This window comes from Dyella japonica (assembly GCF_040545895.1).
GTDB lineage: Bacteria > Pseudomonadota > Gammaproteobacteria > Xanthomonadales > Rhodanobacteraceae > Dyella > Dyella japonica_D.
Map to the genome: position 1 here is coordinate 751,838 of NZ_JBEPMU010000002.1, position 16,803 is coordinate 768,640.

12 protein-coding genes are annotated in these 16,803 nt (G+C 64.5%); 2 read left to right on the forward strand and 10 right to left on the reverse strand.

What is annotated here, in order from left to right:
* Positions 1–178: 178 nt before the first annotated feature.
* Entirely contained in the window at positions 179–805 is a 627-nt protein-coding gene (locus tag ABIC75_RS10040; RefSeq protein WP_354013683.1) for a DedA family protein, read from the forward strand.
* A 146-nt stretch (positions 806–951) separates the two neighbouring features.
* Here the strand turns inward: ABIC75_RS10040 and ABIC75_RS10045 are convergent, their stop codons facing one another.
* The 10 genes from ABIC75_RS10045 to ABIC75_RS10090 all read right to left on the reverse strand — a co-directional run bounded on the left by ABIC75_RS10045 (position 952) and on the right by ABIC75_RS10090 (position 16,469).
* On the reverse strand, positions 952–2,454 hold the full coding sequence (locus ABIC75_RS10045; protein WP_354013684.1) for an efflux transporter outer membrane subunit: 1,503 nt from the start codon (positions 2,452–2,454) through the stop codon (positions 952–954).
* Between the two features lie 2 nt (positions 2,455–2,456).
* The gene (locus tag ABIC75_RS10050; RefSeq protein WP_354013685.1) at positions 2,457–5,558 is read right to left on the reverse strand and encodes an efflux RND transporter permease subunit; all 3,102 of its coding nucleotides are present in this window, start codon (positions 5,556–5,558) and stop codon (positions 2,457–2,459) included.
* Positions 5,551–6,660 carry an efflux RND transporter periplasmic adaptor subunit gene (locus ABIC75_RS10055; protein WP_354013686.1) on the reverse strand — a complete coding sequence of 370 codons (1,110 nt, stop codon included), beginning with the start codon at positions 6,658–6,660 and terminating at the stop codon, positions 5,551–5,553. The genes ABIC75_RS10050 and ABIC75_RS10055 overlap by 8 nt, the downstream gene beginning before the upstream one ends.
* Positions 6,661–6,946: 286 nt before the next feature.
* Positions 6,947–8,596, reverse strand: coding sequence for a Na/Pi cotransporter family protein (locus ABIC75_RS10060; protein WP_354013687.1), 1,650 nt, complete (start codon positions 8,594–8,596; stop codon positions 6,947–6,949).
* 188 nt (positions 8,597–8,784) lie between these two features.
* Positions 8,785–11,454 carry a magnesium-translocating P-type ATPase gene (gene mgtA, locus ABIC75_RS10065; protein ID WP_354013688.1) on the reverse strand — a complete coding sequence of 890 codons (2,670 nt, stop codon included), beginning with the start codon at positions 11,452–11,454 and terminating at the stop codon, positions 8,785–8,787.
* 167 nt (positions 11,455–11,621) lie between these two features.
* Positions 11,622–11,867, reverse strand: a complete 246-nt coding sequence (locus ABIC75_RS10070; protein WP_354013689.1) for a hypothetical protein — start codon at positions 11,865–11,867, stop codon at positions 11,622–11,624.
* A 1,221-nt stretch (positions 11,868–13,088) separates the two neighbouring features.
* A complete protein-coding gene (gene cyoE, locus ABIC75_RS10075; protein ID WP_354013690.1) occupies positions 13,089–14,003 on the reverse strand; it encodes a heme o synthase in 915 nt (304 codons plus the stop codon).
* Positions 14,000–15,166, reverse strand: coding sequence for a COX15/CtaA family protein (locus ABIC75_RS10080; protein ID WP_354013691.1), 1,167 nt, complete (start codon positions 15,164–15,166; stop codon positions 14,000–14,002). Before ABIC75_RS10080 ends, cyoE begins: the two co-directional genes overlap by 4 nt.
* Entirely contained in the window at positions 15,166–15,735 is a 570-nt protein-coding gene (locus ABIC75_RS10085) for a hypothetical protein (protein ID WP_354013692.1), read from the reverse strand. The genes ABIC75_RS10080 and ABIC75_RS10085 overlap by 1 nt, the downstream gene beginning before the upstream one ends.
* A complete protein-coding gene (locus ABIC75_RS10090) occupies positions 15,732–16,469 on the reverse strand; it encodes an SURF1 family protein (protein WP_354013693.1) in 738 nt (245 codons plus the stop codon). Before ABIC75_RS10090 ends, ABIC75_RS10085 begins: the two co-directional genes overlap by 4 nt.
* A 59-nt stretch (positions 16,470–16,528) precedes the next feature.
* Between ABIC75_RS10090 and ABIC75_RS10095 the strand changes: the two genes are divergently transcribed.
* Positions 16,529–16,744 (forward strand): twin transmembrane helix small protein, encoded by a 216-nt coding sequence (locus ABIC75_RS10095; protein ID WP_046971617.1) that lies wholly within the window; start codon positions 16,529–16,531, stop codon positions 16,742–16,744.
* Positions 16,745–16,803: the final 59 nt, after the last annotated feature.

The window sequence follows — 16,803 nt, forward strand, 5'->3', positions numbered from 1 at the left end:
ATGAAAAGAACAGGGTTCTAACTATTGGCCCTGCAAGATTGCGCCTCACCCCGGCCTCGTCCCCGCACGGAAGAGGAACATGGAGCGACCCTGCGCCGCGTCAAGCGTATGGACGTCTTCGTATGGGATCATCGACCCCTCTTTGAGGCATGGGTAGTCCGCCCGGGCATGGATGGTGATGGAACTGCTTGAACGACTGGTCACGGTGTTCGCCGAAAACGGCTACCTCGCGGTGTTCATCGCGTTGTTGCTGTGCGGCGCCGGCGTGCCGTTGCCCGAAGACATCACCCTGGTGGCCGGCGGCGTGATTGCCGGCCTCGGCTACGCCAACGTGCACACCATGTTCGGCGTCGGCATGGCCGGCGTGCTGGTGGGCGATTCGGGCATGTTCCTGCTGGGCCATCACTTCGGCGCGCGCATCCTCAAGTTGCGCTTCGTGGCGCGCGTGCTCACGCCGGAACGCTATGCCAAGGTGCAGGAAAAATTCGAGCGCTACGGCAACCGCCTGATGTTCATCGCGCGCTTCCTGCCCGGCATGCGCACCGCCGTATTCATCACCGCCGGCTCCACGCACCGCGTGTCGTTCCTGCGCTTCTTCCTGCTCGACGGACTGGCCGCGCTGATCAGCGTGCCGATCTGGGTGTACCTGGGCTATCTGGGCGCCGACAACCACGAATGGCTGGCCATGTGGATCCACCGCGGCCAGAACGGCCTGTGGCTGGTCGGTGCCGCCGCGCTCATCGTGGCGCTGGTGCTGTGGTGGCGGCACAAGCGGCGCGTGGCCTGCGAGTCGGGCACGCGCTGACACCCGCGCATCACCGCTCACGGCCTGACTGAAAGCGCGCACGAGAGCGAGTCCTTCGAGAACGTCGCTGCCGTTGGCGCCACGCCGAAAGGCATCCGCTGCAGCCTCGACACCCAACGGCAGGAAAGACGCCGCACGCGGGGGCCTCAGCGCGATCCGGAGGCCGATGTCGACGCCACGCTGCCCGCGTCCTGGCGATGCCACCAGCCGCCACCGAGCGATTGGAACAGCGCCACCGTATCGGAGTAACGCGCCGCCCTCGCCTGCACCAACGACAACGCTGCCTGCTGCCAGGCGAGCTGTGCGTTGAGCATCGCGGCCTCGCTGAGGTCGCCCAGCGCGAGTTGGCGCCTGGCGATGTCCAGGCTGTGCGCTGCGGCCTGCTCGGCGCGTTCGGCTGCGGCCAGCGCACGCGCATCCGCATCGATGGCATGCAGCGTGTCCGCCACGTTCTGCACGGCACCGAGCACGGTGCTGCGGTACTGCGCCGCGGCTTGTCGATACGCAACTTCCGCGCCGCGCTGCTTGTGCTTGAGTGCGCCACCGTCGAATAGCGGCTGCGTCACCGTCGCGCCCACGGCCCAGAAGCCGCTGCCCGCCGTGAACAGCTGGCTGGTCTTCTCCGAGGCCGACCCCAGCGAGGCATTGATCTGAACATTGGGCAGCCGATTGGCGATGGCCACGCCCACCTGCGCACTCGCTGCATGCAGCTGCTCTTCCGATGCGCGCACGTCCGGGCGCTGCTCGACCAATTGCGCAGGCAGGCTCAGCGGCAGCTCGGCCGGCAGTTGCAGGGATTGCAGTTGGAACTGCGCATCGACGCCCTGATCGGGCGTGCGCCCCGTGAGCGTGGCCAACAGGTCGCGCTGCTGCGCCAATTGCTTGTCCAGCGGTGGCAACGTGGCCCGGCTTTGCTCCAGCGTGGCGACCTGGGCTGCGATGGCGGCGTCCGATACGTCGCCCAGCTCGTGCTGCCGCTTGAGCGTGGCGAGGATGCTCTCCTGCTCGTCGATGATCTTCTGCGTCAGCTCGATCTGCGCGCGCAGCGATGCCTCCTGGATCGCCGTGTTCACCACGTTGCTGGTCAGGCTGAGATAGGTCGCCTCGAGCTGGAAGCGCTGCGCATTGGCCTGCGCCGTCAGCGACTCCACCTGCCGGCGATTGGCGCCCCAGATATCGAGCACGTAGGACACGCTGACCTGCGCCGTCGTCAACGTGTACAGGTCCGCGTTCGATGCCACGCCGCTGGCCACGTCGCTGGCATCGTCCTGGCGTGTGGGATTCACGCTGGCGTTGACGCTGGGAAAGTACGCACCACGCTGCGCGTACACCGCTTCCCACGCCGCCTGCAGCGAGGCGTGCGCTGCTTCGACATCGGCGTTGTGTTTCAACGCATCGTCGATCAGGCCGTTGAGCGGCTCGGAGTGGAACAAGGTCCACCATTGACCGGGAATGTCCATCGAAGCCAGCAGATGTTGCGCATCGCCACCTGAGCCAGGAGCCGATGCAGTCTCGCTGGCGATGGGCGTCGGCGCATACGTCTTCGCCTGCGGTGCCTGAGGCCGCTTGTAGTCGGGTCCCACGGCGCAGCCGGCGAGTGCCATGGTCACGCTCAGCGCAAGCATGGAAAGGCGTGTTGTCTTGGTCATGATCACAGCTCCCGCGACGGATGCGGACGATGCTTGCGGCGATGGCGCTCGATATAGCGCTCGACCGCGAAGTAGAACCCGGGAAGAACGAACAGCGTCAGCAGCGTGGCAATCGGCAGGCCGCCCACCACCACGGTGGCCAGGCCGCGCTGCACATCGGTGCCCACACCCGTGGCGAGCGCCGCAGGAAGCATGCCGACGCTGGCCACGGTGGCGGTCATCAGCACGGGGCGGAAACGTTCGGTGGCGCCTTCCAGCACTGCATCGCGCAGGCCATGCCCGTGTTTACGCACGCGATTGATGTTGGCCACCATGATGATGCCGTTTTGCACCGCCACGCCGAACAACGCAATGAACCCAACCGCCGTGGCGATGTTCAACGTCTCGCCGCGCAGGTGTAGCGAGATCAGGCCGCCCACGGTCGCCAGCGGCACCACCGCCAGTACCATCACCGCCTGGTGCAGCTTGCCGAATTCGGCGAACAGGAACACCAGCATGATGGCCATCACCAGCGCCATCACCACGGCCAGGCGTGCCTGCGCACGCTGCTGATTTTCGAACGTGCCGGCCCACTGCAGTTGATAGTTCTGCTTGTCGAAGTGCACCTTGGCGTCGATCTGTTGCTGCGCATCGGTCAGGTATTCGGACAGGGCGCGGTCGCGGTTGTCCACGCGGATGGTGATCTGCCGCTTGCCCTCTTCATGTGCGATGGTGCTTTCGCCCGTCTTGAAGTGGATGCCCGCCACCTGCTTCAGGGGAACCTGCGCGCCGCTGGCGGATGTCAACGGCAGCTGGCCGATGGCCTCGACGTTGTTGGCCGTCTCGTTCGACACGCGCGTCGTCACGTTGTAGATGCGATCACCCACATACACCTGCGTCACCGGCGTGCCGCCGATCGCCGTCTGGATCAGGTTACTGATGTCGCCGATATTGATGCCGTAGCGTGCTGCTGCATCGCGATCGGCCGTGATGGCAAGTTGCGGGATCGGTGGTTCCTGGAAGATCGACGCCTCGGCCGTGCCGCGCACGCCATGCAAAACATCGACGATCTCATTGCCCACGCGGCGCAGCTCGGTGAAGTCGTCGCCGTAGATGCGCAACACCAGCGGACTGTGCGCGCCGCCGATCATGTCGTTCTCGCCATCGACGATGGGCTGGCTGATGCCCACCGACACGCCGGGAATCTGCTGCATGCGTGCATTGAAGCGGCGCACGAAGGCGGCCTTGTCCTCGCCACGGGGCCAGGTGTCGTAAGGCTTCAGCCCGACGCCCGCCTCCACGTGCGACGGCGTCCACGGGTCGGTGCCGGTGTCGTTGCGCCCCAGCTGCGTCACCACGTACGACACCTCGGGAAACTCGCGGATCACCCGGCGAAGATCGGCCGTCATCTCGCTGGCCTTGTCGAGCGACAGCCCGGACGGCATCTGCACCTGCAGCCACAACGAGCCTTCGTCGAGATCCGGCAGGAATTCCCGACCGATGGTGGCGCCCAGCAACAGCACACCGGCAAACGCCACGCCAGCCACCGTGTAGACCACCGGCAACCTGCCCAGCAACTTGCCCAGCGACGCGGTGTACGCCGCCTGCAAACGCTCCAGCGGCTTGTTGCGGAACATCTTGCGCGGCTTGCGCAGAGCGAAGTACGCCAGGCCCGGCGTAAGCGTCACCGTGCACAGCAACGCGGCCAGCAACGCATAGCCCACGGTGAAGGCCATCGGGCGAAACAGCTTGCCCTCGGCATGCTCGAACGCGAACAGCGGCAGGTACGCGGTGATGATGATCAGCGTGGCGAAGAAGATCGAACGGCCGACGTGCTTGGTCACCGTCATCACGTCGTCTTCGGTGAGGATGGCGTTGGGCTTCTCCTCGCGCCGACGCAGGATCGCTTCGGTCACCACGATGGTGCCGTCCACGATCACGCCGAAGTCGATGGCGCCCAGCGAGAACAGGTTCGCCGGCATGTGCGTGAACTGCATCAGGATGAACACGGTGACCAGCGACATGGGAATGGCCACCGCCGCCACCATCGCCGAACGCGGGCTTCCCAGGAACAGGATGAGCACGATGCACACCAGTCCCACGCCTTCCATCACGGTATGGAACACTTTTTCCTTGGTCGCGTTCACCAGGTCATCGCGATCGATGTACGGCACGATGCGCACATCTTGCGCCGCCAGCTGCCTGTTGAGTTGCGCGACCGTGGCATGGATGTTCTCCAGCACACGCGACGGGTTCTCGTACTTGAGCAGGTCCACGATGCCTTCGATGGTGTCCGGATTGCTGTCCTTGCCCAGGATGCCCTGCCGCACCTGATGACCGTATTGCAGCTTGCCCAGGTCGCGCACCAGCACTGGCACGCCGCTGTTCTGCGTGACCACGATGTCGCCCAGGTCCTTCAGCGTGTGCACCATGCCGATGCCGCGCACGATGTACGACTGGTCGCCGCGCGTGATGCGCCCGCCGCCGGCGTTCGCCGTGTTGGCCGAGATCGCGCTCGTCACCTGGTTCACGCTCACGCCGTAGTGCAACAGCTGCGCCGGATCGAGCTCGAGCTGAAACTCCTTGGTGAAGCCGCCGAAGATGTCCACGTTGGCCACGCCGGGAATCTTCTGCAACGCCGGAATCACCACCCAGTTCTGCAGCTCCGAGAGTTCCATCAGGTTCTTGCTGGTGGATTCGAGCGTGTAGCGATAGATCTCGCCCGCCGGGCCCGATACGGGATCCAGGCTCGGCGTGATGCCGGACGGCAGCGTGGCCTGCGCGATGCGCTCCATCACGCGCTGGCGTTCCCAGTAATCCTCGGCACCATCCTTGAAGACCAGCGTGATCAGCGAGAGGCCGAACGTGCTGCTGGAACGCATGGCCACCAGGCCGGGCGTGCCGGCGAGCGCACGCTCCAGCGGCGTGGTGATCTGCTGCTCGATCTCCTCTGCGGCCAGGCCCGGCACCTGCGTCGTCACCTGCGCGGTGACGTCGCTGAGTTCCGGATACGCCTCGATGGCCAGCTGCGTCCACGAGTAATAGCCAAAGCACAGCACCAGCACCGACACCACGATGAAGATCACGCGCTTCTGGAAGCAGAAGTGGAAGATCGCGTTAATCATTGAGCAGGACTCCGCCCTTCACCACCACGCGATCACCCGCCTTGAGGCCCTTCACCACGCGGGCACCGGCCGATTCGTCGTAGCTGAGGATCACCGTGCGTCGCTCGAATACCCACGGCGCCACTTCCACGAACACCGTGGTGTTGTCGTTGTTCATCAGCAGTGCCGATTCCGGCACGAACACCTGCGCCGGCTGCGGCACTGCGATGCTGGCCTTGGCGAACATGTTCGGTTTCAGACGTCCATCCGTGTTCGCGAACACGGCGCGCACCATGTCGCGGCGCGTATCGGACTGCAGCACCTGGCTCACGAAAGCGACCTGGCCACGAAACACCTGATCGGGATAGGCCGACAACGTGGCATCGACGGCCTGTCCTTTCGCGATGCCACCGACGTCCGATTCCGGCACATTCGCCGTGATCCACACCGAGTCGAGATCGGCGATGATCATCAGCGGTGTGGTGGTGTCGTTGGCATAAGTACCGGGCGCGGCCGACAGCACAGTCACGTAGCCGCTCACCGGCGCGGTGATGCGGATGCTGCGTGCAGGGCCGGTTTGCCCGCCCGCATTGATCGATTGCAGCCGCGTCTGAGCGCGATCCGATTCGGCCAGGGCCTGGTTGTAGTTGCTCTGCGCGCCCTCCAGATCCTTTACCGCGTTGCCGCCCGCCTGCTGCACGCCGCGGGCGCGCTCCAGCCCTTTCTTCGCCAGCGCGAGCGCATCGGCGGCCTTGGCCACATCCGCATAGGCCTGCGCCATGTCGCCGGATTCGATCACCGCCAGCAATTGGTTGCGCACCACGTGGTCGCCGAGCCCGACCTTGAGTTCGGTGATGCGGCCGGTGAGCGGCACCACCACGTTGGCCGTGCGCGCCGGGTCCGATTCCACCGTGGCGGGAAACACCAACGCGTGCGGTGCCGAACGCATCTCGACGGGAGCCATGATGAGCGCTTTGCGCAGCGGCGAACCATCGGGCACGCGCAACACGCCGTGGTCTTCCACGAACGGCGGCGACGATGCCTGGTCGTCGGCGCGATGCGAGCACGCGCTCAACGACACAACGGCAAGAACGAAGAAGAAAGCTGTGAGGCGATGCGTCATGGGGACTTCCCTTGCAATGCTTGGCGTACACCCGCCCGTCACGGCCAGGGACCATGGGGCAGCGTTTGCGAAAGGGATGGCGCATGTCTCGCTAGGAGACCGAGCGCATGACCCGCTCGCGGACTGGCCGTCGTCGGCCGCCGCGTGCGGGTGTCACTCCGGAGGGAGCGGACGCAGGAGCGGGGTCGACGTGGTCAGCAAGAATTTTCGATGTCAGTCGATGGGTCCGGATCCAATGTGCCGTTGCTCCGTTACAAGTTGAGTACGTTATCTAAGAAGGCTTACGTCAGGTCGTCGCGGGCTCTCGCACGAGACGATCCTGCAACAGGCCGGCGCGCTCCAGCGGCAGGTAGGCCAGTGCCGCGAGATGCGAGTGGATGCGCTTGAGGTCACGCAGGATGCGCAGATAGACGTCTCCGCCACCGCCGCCATCGCGACGTTCACGCAGCGCGCGGATGTGACGCTCCGACGCTTCGTTCTCCAGCTTCCACAGCACTTCCTTGCGCGCCAGCAACTGCTGCGCGGCACGCACATCGCCGCGCAGGAACACGGTGAGGCCCAGGCGCAGGCTTTCCATTACCTGCGCATGCATCAAGGCCAGGTCCTGGATGTCCTCGGCCGAAAAATCCTGGCCGCGTTCCGCCTTCTTGGCGGCGAATTCCATCAGGTTGTTGGCGGTGATGTCGCCGATGTGTTCGATGTTGATGACGAACGCGAGGATCTCCTGGCTGCGCTCGCCATCCTCCTCGTTCAAGGCTTCGCCGCCGAGGTCGGCGAGATACTCGCGGATGGCCATGCCGAGGCGGTCGAGCGAGGAATCCATCCGGCCGACGGCGGCGGCACGCGAGCGATCGTCCTTGCCGAACACCTCCACCAGTCCCGTGAGCATGCCTTCCACCATGTCGGCCATGCGCATGGATTCGCGCGCGGCATTGGCCAGCGCCACGTTGGCCGATTCCAATGCGCCCTCGTCGAGGTATTGCGGCACGCCCGGATCGTTGGGCTTGGGCGGCTCGGGAAGCAGGCGCACGAGCAGTCGCGCCAGGCCATCCACCGGCACGATGAAGATCAGCGCGAGTACAAGATTGAATGCTGTATGGAAATTCACCACGATGCGCGCCGGCGAGGCACCTAGCGGCGCAAGCCAGTGCGCAAGCAGCGGCAACATGGGCAGGCACACGATGCAACCGAAGGCTCGCACCATCAGGTTGCCCATCGGCAGGCGGCGCGCCACCGGCGTATGCGCCTCCATCAGCGCGGGAATGGTGCCGCCCAGATTCGCGCCCAGTACAAGCGCCAGCGCGCCCGACGTATCGACCACGCCTGCGTTCGCCAGCGACACGATCAGCAGCACCACCGCCACGCTGGAGTGGCAGGCCCAGGTGAGCACGGCGGCCACCAGCATCGCCAGCACCGGCTCACTCGCCAGGCTCTGCAGGATGGCGCGCAGCAACTGCGCGTTCTCCACCGGCGCCATCGCGCCCACCAGCAAGTGAAGCGCCAGCAGCATCAGGCCAAGGCCGATGGAGACGCGGCCGATGTTTTCGAAACTCACGTCGTCGGTACGGCGATGGATGGTGAAGCCGATGAGGATCAACACCGGCGCCACCACCGCGATGTCGAACGACATCACCTGCACGATCAGCGTGGTGCCCACGTTGGCGCCCAACATCACAGCCAGTCCCGGCGCGAGACCGAGAAAGCCGCTGGCGGCAAACGACGTGGCCATCAGGCCGGTCGCCGTGCTGCTCTGGAGAATTGCGGTGACGCACACGCCGAAGCCCAGCGCCGCCGGACGATGGCCGAGATAGCGACCCATCCAGCGACGCAGCGCACTGCCATAGCCGCGCAGCACGCCGCTGGTGACCATGTGCGTGCCCCACAGCAGCAGGGCGACGTAGCCGGCGATGTCGAGAAGAGCGAAGGTGCCTTTCATGGCGAGGCCTCCTTGGAGTAGATCGGACGCGTGGAGCATCCGCGGACTTCCTTGCGGGAGTCTTTGGTGGAATCGAGGGCGACGTCCTGAACACGCTTCGAAGCGACGCACGACATCTTCGCCGTCATTGCGGCGCACTCCCAAAGGGAGCAACGGAGGCGCGGCGCCGTTGCCGCCGCGCCCTCACCTCACAACCAGCGACCGTATCGCTTGATGTAAACCAGCTTCACCAGCTGCGTGAGCACGCAATACGTGAAGACGGTCAGCGCGAGCCAGCCGAAATACACGCCCGGCAGCGGCACCATGCCCAGCTTGCCACCCACCGGCGTGAACGGAATCAGCATGCCGATGATGATGATGGCCGTGGTCAGCGCCAACACCGGCGCCGAGGCGATGCTCTGCAGGAACGGAATGCGGCGCGTGCGTATCATGTGCACGATCAGCGTCTGCGTGAGCAGGCTTTCGATGAACCAGCCCGACTGGAAGAACGCCTGGTGCTCGTTCGAGTTCGCGCCGAACACGTACCACAGCAGCAGGAACGTGGTGATGTCGAAGATCGAGCTCACCGGGCCAATCCACACCATGAAGCGGCCGATGTCGCTGGCGTCCCACTTGCGTGGCTTGCGCAGGTACTGGTCGTCCATGCGATCGAACGGAATGGACAGCTGCGAGATGTCGTACAGCAGGTTCAGCACCAGGATCTGCAGCGGCAGCATCGGCAGGAACGGCAGGAAGGCACTGGCCACCAGCACCGAGAACATGTTGCCGAAGTTGGAGCTGGCGGTCATCTTGATGTACTTGATGATGTTGCCGAAGGTGATGCGACCTTCGATCACGCCTTCTTCCAGCACCATCAGGTTCTTTTCGAGCAGGATGATGTCCGCCGATTCCTTGGCGATATCCGTGGCCGTGTCCACCGAGATGCCCACGTCCGCTTCGCGCAGTGCCGGCGCATCGTTGATGCCGTCGCCGAGGAAGCCCACGGTGTGACCCTGGCGCTGCAGCGACTTGACCACGCGCGCTTTCTGCAGCGGCGACATCTTGGCGAACACGGTGGTGCGCTTCACCAGCGCATCCAGCTCGTCGTCGCTCAGCGGCTCGATGTGCTTGCCCTGCGCGGAGTGCTCCACGTCCAGGCCCACCTCGCGGCAGATCTTGCGCGTCACCGCCTCGTTGTCACCGGTGATCACCTTCACTTCGACGCCGTGGTGATGCAGCGCTGCGATGGCAGTGGCCGCGCTGTCCTTCGGCGGATCGAGGAAGGCCAGGCAGCCCACCGCAATGAGGTTGCTTTCGTCCGCCACGCCATAGGCGCGGCCGGCCGGCGGCTGTCGCTTGATGGCGACCACCAGCACGCGCAGGCCATCCTCGTTGAGACCGCGCGTCATCGCCTTGATCTCGGCGCGCATCTCGTCCGTCATCGGAACGATCGCGTCCTCCGTCTTGGCGGAGGAACAGATCGAGAGCATTTCCTCGACCGCGCCCTTGCACACCAGCAGCTCGTTGCCGTCGCCGTTGCCCAGCACCACCGACATGCGGCGGCGCTGGAAGTCGAACGGAATCTCGTCGACGATGCGGTAGTGCTGTGCGACCACTTCCAGGTCGCGATGCGTCAGCACCGCCTTGTCCATCAGGTTCTTCAGACCGGTCTGGAAGCGGCTGTTGAGATAGCCGTATTCCAGCGCTTCGTCCGACTCTTCGCCGTACAGATCAAGGTGACGCTCGAGCACGATCTTGTCGAGCGTGAGCGTGCCGGTCTTGTCCGTGCACAGCACGTCCATCGCGCCGAAGTTCTGGATCGCGTTGAGGCGTTTCACCACCACCTTGCGCTTGGACATCGCCAACGCGCCCTTGGCGAGGTTCGCGGTGACGATCAGCGGCAGCATCTCCGGCGTGAGGCCCACGGCCACGGAGAGCGCGAACAGGAAGGCTTCCCAGAAACTGCCCTTGTCGTACCAGTTGATGGCAAGAACGATGGGCACCATCACCAGCATGAAGCGGATCAGCAGCCAGCTGACGCTGTTCACGCCGCGATCGAAGCTGGTCTGCACGCGCTCGCCCACGATGGTGCGCGCCAGCGAGCCCAGGTAGGTGCGTGCGCCGGTGGCCACCACCACGGCGGTGGCGCTGCCGCTCACCACGTTGGTGCCCATGTAGCAGACGGTGGGCAGGTCCAGCGGATTGTCGCCGTGCGACCCGCCTTCCATTTCGTCGGTGCCATGCAGGTGCGCAGGCGCGGACTTCTCCACCGGCAGCGATTCGCCGGTGAGGATGGCCTGGCTGATAAACAGATCCTTCGCCGAAACCAGGCGCAGGTCCGCGGGCACCATGTCGCCGGCGGCGAGATGCACGATGTCGCCGGCCACCAGCTCGCTCACCGGCACTTCGATGCGCTCGCTGTGGCCGTCCGACGCGCGGCGCGTCACCGTGGCGGTGTTGCGCACCATCGCCTTGAGCTTCTCGGCGGCCTTCGACGAACGGTATTCCTGGGTGAAGCTGAGCACCACGCTGATGCCCACCATCACGGCGATGATGATCGGGCCCGTGAGGTCGGAGCTGTCCGTGGCCAGCTGCACGATGGCCAGCACCAGCAGCACGATGATGAACGGGTTCTTGAACGCCGTGAGCAGCTGCACTGTCCAGTGCGGCGGCTTCTCGTGCGAGACCTCGTTGAGGCCGTCACGGTCCAGGCGCTCGGAGATCTGCTCTTCGTTCAGACCGGCGGCGCTGGTGTCGAGCGCCGCGTACAGTGCCTCGTTGTGGCGGAACGCTTCCTGCGCCACGGCCACGCGCACCGGCGTGGCGGCGCTCGTGCCGGCCGCCTTGCCTGAGACGGACTGGGTGGAGTGCTTCAACATGACTCGCTTCCGTGAAATCGGTGACATCTGAGCCGGACCAGCGAGCCGGCGGGATCTAACCCGCGCGTGACGCCAATGCCTGCGCTACGAACTTCGTCGCAATCGATGCCAGCGGACTGGTGGGGGCCAGCCCTTGCACGGCAGCTCGAGGCGCGGCGAGGTCTTCATCAGAGACTGGATACCAGCTGCAGATGACGATGCGCTTGCGAAATAGCATGTTCCTGCCTGCGCACGACCTGATGGCCGCGCGGGGCGTCGGAAAGACGGTGATGCAAGTCGGACGGCGGGGTCACCTTCGCTTCACCCAGCGGGGCGGGCACGGTGATCGTCCAGGTACGGCGGGTATCGGCACGACGGCTCGCCAGCGCGCGGGGTGCGACACGCAGACGGAAGAATTCGCGAAGGAGCTTCATGGCCCTTTCTCCTCGTTAACGGCGCCAACGGCGCCATCAGAGGTGGGCCGGTCTTCCCTAGTCGAGGAAAGCGCCAGCCGACCGCAGGCGGTCGCCGCAGCAAATCAGCTTGTTATGCAATGCCGGCACCCGATGCTCGCGGATGTCGACGTTGCGACTAGGGTAAACGTCCATATGCCTTGGGTTGATAGGACAGAGGCCACTTAGGGCGTGTAACGCCCGGTAGCGGGCGAATTGTCTTGCTGCGGTGCGCAAGTGTCAACCCTGTGACGGTGAATTGGGGGGCGAAAGTTGTTGCGGTCACGAAGTGGGTCGGGGTGTGGTTTTGGCGTGATGGGCTGTTGGCGCTGCGCCGAGCCGGTGAGGGCTTGTTGGTTCTTTGGATGGGCGGCTTGTGTTGGCGACAACGGGCCACTCGGCCTCGACATCGCTTCGTTGTCGCGTGATCGCGACCTGGCTCGCCTGCGGCGGGCTTCCGTCCTCCTGCCGGAGGCCGGGTCACTTTTCTTTGCTTGCTCAAAGAAAAGTAACCACCGAGATGGTGGCAATGCCAAAAGAAAGAGCACCCCGGATGACGCGCCTTCCGGGCTTTCAGCCCTTCAGGTTCGCGGGCGGGTTACGGGGACCCCACAGAGCCAAGAGCAGAAGCAAATGCGAAAGCCAAAGCCAAAGCCAAAGCTCGAAGTAGCGACGCGTCCGCGAGCACCCGCCCCTCTCCCCGCCCCTCTCCCCTGCGGGGAGAGGGAGAAGTGCAGTGCTAAGCAAGAACCCAAGTCGTGCAGCCAAGAGGACGCGTAGCGCCGTTCCGCTTTAAGTCCTCTTCGCTTGGACGCGTGGCGGTGTAGCCGCAACATTCATTAGGGAGATCGTGACGTGCCGAGCTGCAACAAGCTCCAAGGCTCGTATTCAACAGAACGCTATGAGCCTTTAGCTCTAAAGGCCATTTTCTTTGGGTTACTTTTCTTTTGGGCCAGCAAAAGAAAAGTGACTCGAGCGGCGGCAGCCGATCGAAACGCCCGCCGCGTAGGCGGCCAGATCGCAGCAGCGCTGCATAAGAGCGACAGCAACGCTGCCGCCATAACCAAGAGCAAAGTCACTGGATGACCAGCCTTCGGCTGTTGAAAAGCGCCTCCTGCCTTCGCGGGAATGACGAGCAAGGAGACCTTCGTCTGTTGAAAGGCGCCTCCGGCCTACGCCGGAATGACGAGCAGAAAGGCGGGCTCAAACCGAGCGCTCAAACACCACACCCTGATGCTGAATCAACGGCTCCATCACCCAATGATCCACCAGCAAGAACGCAAACAACGCCATCAGATACACGATGGAATAATTGAACACCTTCATCGCGAAAAACTCATCCGGCGGATTGAGCAAACGCACGGCGTAATAAAGGAAACCCGCGCCCAACACCGCAGCGCCCCCCAAATACACCATCCCGCTGTATCCCGTCAGCGCAGGCAGCAACGTCACCAGCACCAGCAGGATCGTGTAGAACAACACGTGCCAGCGCGTGAACACCACGCCATGCGTCACCGGCAGCATCGGCACCTGCGCGCGTGAGTAATCGTCGCGGCGGAAGATCGCCAGCGCCCAGAAGTGCGGTGGCGTCCACACGAAGATGATCAGGCACAACTGCAGCGCGAACGGATGCAGCGCGCCCGTGACGGCGGTCCAGCCCAGTACCGGCGGAATCGCGCCGGCAAGGCCACCGATCACGATGTTCTGCGGCGTGGCACGCTTGAGATACGCCGTGTAGATCACCGCGTAGCCGATCAATCCGCAGAACGTGAGCAACGCCGTGAGCGGATTCACCAGCACGACGAGTATCACCATCGACAGCGCACCGAGCGCGAGCGCAAAGATCAGCACCTGATGCGGCTTGAGATGCCCCGTGGCGAGCGGACGATGCGCGGTGCGCGCCATCACCTTGTCGATGCGCTGATCGATGAGGTGATTGAACGCGGCCGCCGAGCCCGAGGCCATCCAGATACCCAGCGTGCCGTACACCAGCGCGCGCCACGGCGGCATGCCGGGCACGGCGAGGAACATGCCGATCACGGCGCAGAACACCAGCAGCGCGACGACGCGCGGCTTGGTCAGTTCCAGGTACTCATGGAAACGGCTGCTCATCGTCATCGGTATCCGTGGGAAAGAAACATCGCGTCCTCATGACGCTTCTGCGTGCGCGCCAGCGCTGCCAGCAGGGTGAACAGCAGCAAGGCGGCCACGCCATTGTGCAGCGTCGCCACCGGCAGCGGCAGTCCGAAATGCACATTGCTGATGCCCAGCAGCACCTGCGTCACCAGCACGATGGCAATGGCCAGGCCCAACGAACGCAAACCGCGACGCGACACGCGATGCGACAACCACGCCAGGTAGCAGAACACCACGAGCGCACCGAGGCGATGCGTAATCTGGATGGCGCTGCGCGCGGCCATGTCGAGCACGCCGCCTTCGTAGTTCACGCCGATGCCGCGCCACAGCACGAAGCCTTCGCGGAAATCGGTGGCGGGTGCCCACTGGCCCAGGCACTTGGGAAAATCCGTGCCGCAGGCGAGTGCGGCGTAGTTGGACGAGGTCCATCCGCCCAGCGCGATCTGCGCCAGCAACAGCACGATGCCGAGCACCACCGCCCTGCGAAGGTCCGCATAGCTGTCGTCATTCGCACCGCAACCGGCGAAACGCAACGCGGCATACGCGAGCAACGCAAAGGTGGTGATGCCGCCCATCAGATGCCCCATGACCACGATGGGTTTCAGCAGCAGCGTCACCGTCCACATGCCGAGCATTGCCTGGAACACCACCACCGACAGCGCCAGCACGCTGATGCGCCACGCGCCTGGGCGATGCAGACCCATCGCCGCTGCAAGCGGCAAGCCGATGGCGAGCAACGACACCAGCAGAGACCAGTGATGCTCGCCCTTGATGTACATGGCCACGCCCACGGCCGCGAAGATGGCGCCCGCGATCACTGCGAAACGCGCCCACGGCTTGCGCCAGCTGGCGATCAACGCGAGCGCGAACACCAGCGTGCCCAGCGTGCCGGCGAGGAAGCGGTGCACCTGTTCACGCCATGCCTTGTGCGTTTCGTAGGGACGATCCGGGAAGGCCTGGTTCGCCTGCGCGATCTCGTGCTGTTGCTCGGGCCACGCGGCGCGACCGTAACAGGTCGGCCAGTCGGGGCACGACAGGCCCGCATTGGAGAGGCGCACGAACGCACCGAACATCACCACGCCAAAGGCGAACACGGCAGCGAGCAAGGCAAGGCCACGCAGCACGTTAAGGGAACGGCTGGTCATCAACGGATCACCTTCTGGAGGTCCTTGCGCAAGCCGGTGGGATCGAAGCCGGCAGGATAGAACGAGAGCGCTGTGCCATCGGATTCCACCAGCAGCGCGTTCACGCTGTCAGGCGTGGTGGGCGTGAACGGCGCCAGGGCACCCATCGAGTCCTGGCCCAGCTTCCAGTAATTCGTCATGCCGGTGGCAACGGCATCTACCGGCGGCCGGCCGATATAGAGCAGACGCAGGCGCGGAGCGTTCTGGTTGAGCGTGAGGCGCGCCGCGGCCATCTTGGTCAGCACGTCGAGACACTGCTTTGCGCAACCAGGCCCAGCCAAGGCGATCAGGGTGAGTCGTGGTTCCTTCGCGCGCCAATCCCAGGTGTTTCCGTCAGTGAGCGATACAGGCACCTGTTCGGCCGCGAAATTGCGCTGCGGCGTGATGGGCTGGCCATTCGCCTTGCCGGACGGCTGCCAGCCCGCGAACGTGAGCAGCATGGCTGCCACGATCGGCGCCGCAAACACCAACATGATCAACAGCAGTTTTCGTCGGCTTGCGCGCAGTGCGGCAGGATCGGGTGTATTCATGACTTGTCCGGTCGGTTGGGACGACGACGATGCAATACCAGCAGGATCACCACCACCGCCACGGCGAAGGTGAACCACTGGAACGCGTAGGCACGATGGCGCGCAGGCGGCATCGCCGAGAAATCGATGGTGTGCTCGCGCACGTAGATGGATGACGGCTCGGCATCGAGCGAGAGCACGTGCGGGTACAGCGCGGTGCCAAGATCGGCGGCGACCTGCGGCAGGTCGAGATAGACGGTGGTCTTGGGCCACTGCGTCTGGCGCGCCAGCGCGTTGCCGCCAATTTCGAAACCCACGCCCGGCGGCGGCACGTAGAGGCCATGCAAGGATTGCTCACCGATGGCCATCGCCGGCAACTGCGGCGCCTGGTCGGTGCCGTTGCCCGGAAGAAAACCCAGATCCACCAGCAGCAGGCGATCACCGTTGTGTGGACGGAAAGGCGCATAGACTTCCACGCCACCGCGCTGGTCGTGCTTGGGATTGTCCAGCAGATAGAGCCGGCCGGCGAGGTATTCGCCGCGCACGTCGACGCGCGCAAAGGCATCCATGGGGGGATTCGAGGCCAACGCGGCAAAGTCGCGCGGTGCTGCGGTTTCCGCTGTGGCATACCGTCGCAGAATCGCTTCCTTCTCGTCGGCGCGATGCAGCTGCCACACGCCCAAACGTATGAACAGCAAGGCACTAACCGCAGTGAGCAGCAGCGCGAACCACGACGGACGGCGCAGCCACTTCACGCGGTGGCACCGCGCACGGCCGCTATACTCGGGTTGTCAAAAACGTTCGGACCGATCACGTGGAAACCATCTACAAATATGCGCTGGTGATTCTGCTGCTGGTGGTGTTGTTCAATCTTGGTCAGGCCCTGTACTTCATGATGACCGACAAGGAAGGCAGCAAGCGCACGGTGTGGGCGCTGACGCGCCGCATCGGGTTGTCGGTGCTGCTCATCCTGATGGTGGTGTTCGGCATCTGGATGGGCTGGCTTCACCCGCACGGCGTGGGCCAGTAATTGTAGCGTCCTGCCGCCGCTGACGCCTCGCTGCGACATCCGGTTCCACCCAAGGCCCG

Excerpts from the sequence above, each read along its gene's own strand:
- ABIC75_RS10040 (WP_354013683.1), top strand. The coding sequence starts at position 179 with ATGGAACTGCTTGAACGACTGGTCACGGTGTTCGCCGAAAACGGCTAC.
- mgtA (WP_354013688.1), bottom strand. The coding sequence starts at position 11,454 with ATGTTGAAGCACTCCACCCAGTCCGTCTCAGGCAAGGCGGCCGGCACG.
- ABIC75_RS10085 (WP_354013692.1), bottom strand. The coding sequence starts at position 15,735 with ATGAATACACCCGATCCTGCCGCACTGCGCGCAAGCCGACGAAAACTG.
- cyoE (WP_354013690.1), bottom strand. The coding sequence starts at position 14,003 with ATGACGATGAGCAGCCGTTTCCATGAGTACCTGGAACTGACCAAGCCG.
- ABIC75_RS10045 (WP_354013684.1), bottom strand. The coding sequence starts at position 2,454 with ATGACCAAGACAACACGCCTTTCCATGCTTGCGCTGAGCGTGACCATG.
- ABIC75_RS10050 (WP_354013685.1), bottom strand. The coding sequence starts at position 5,558 with ATGATTAACGCGATCTTCCACTTCTGCTTCCAGAAGCGCGTGATCTTC.
- ABIC75_RS10080 (WP_354013691.1), bottom strand. The coding sequence starts at position 15,166 with ATGACCAGCCGTTCCCTTAACGTGCTGCGTGGCCTTGCCTTGCTCGCT.
- ABIC75_RS10055 (WP_354013686.1), bottom strand. The coding sequence starts at position 6,660 with ATGACGCATCGCCTCACAGCTTTCTTCTTCGTTCTTGCCGTTGTGTCG.
- ABIC75_RS10060 (WP_354013687.1), bottom strand. The coding sequence starts at position 8,596 with ATGAAAGGCACCTTCGCTCTTCTCGACATCGCCGGCTACGTCGCCCTG.
- ABIC75_RS10070 (WP_354013689.1), bottom strand. The coding sequence starts at position 11,867 with ATGAAGCTCCTTCGCGAATTCTTCCGTCTGCGTGTCGCACCCCGCGCG.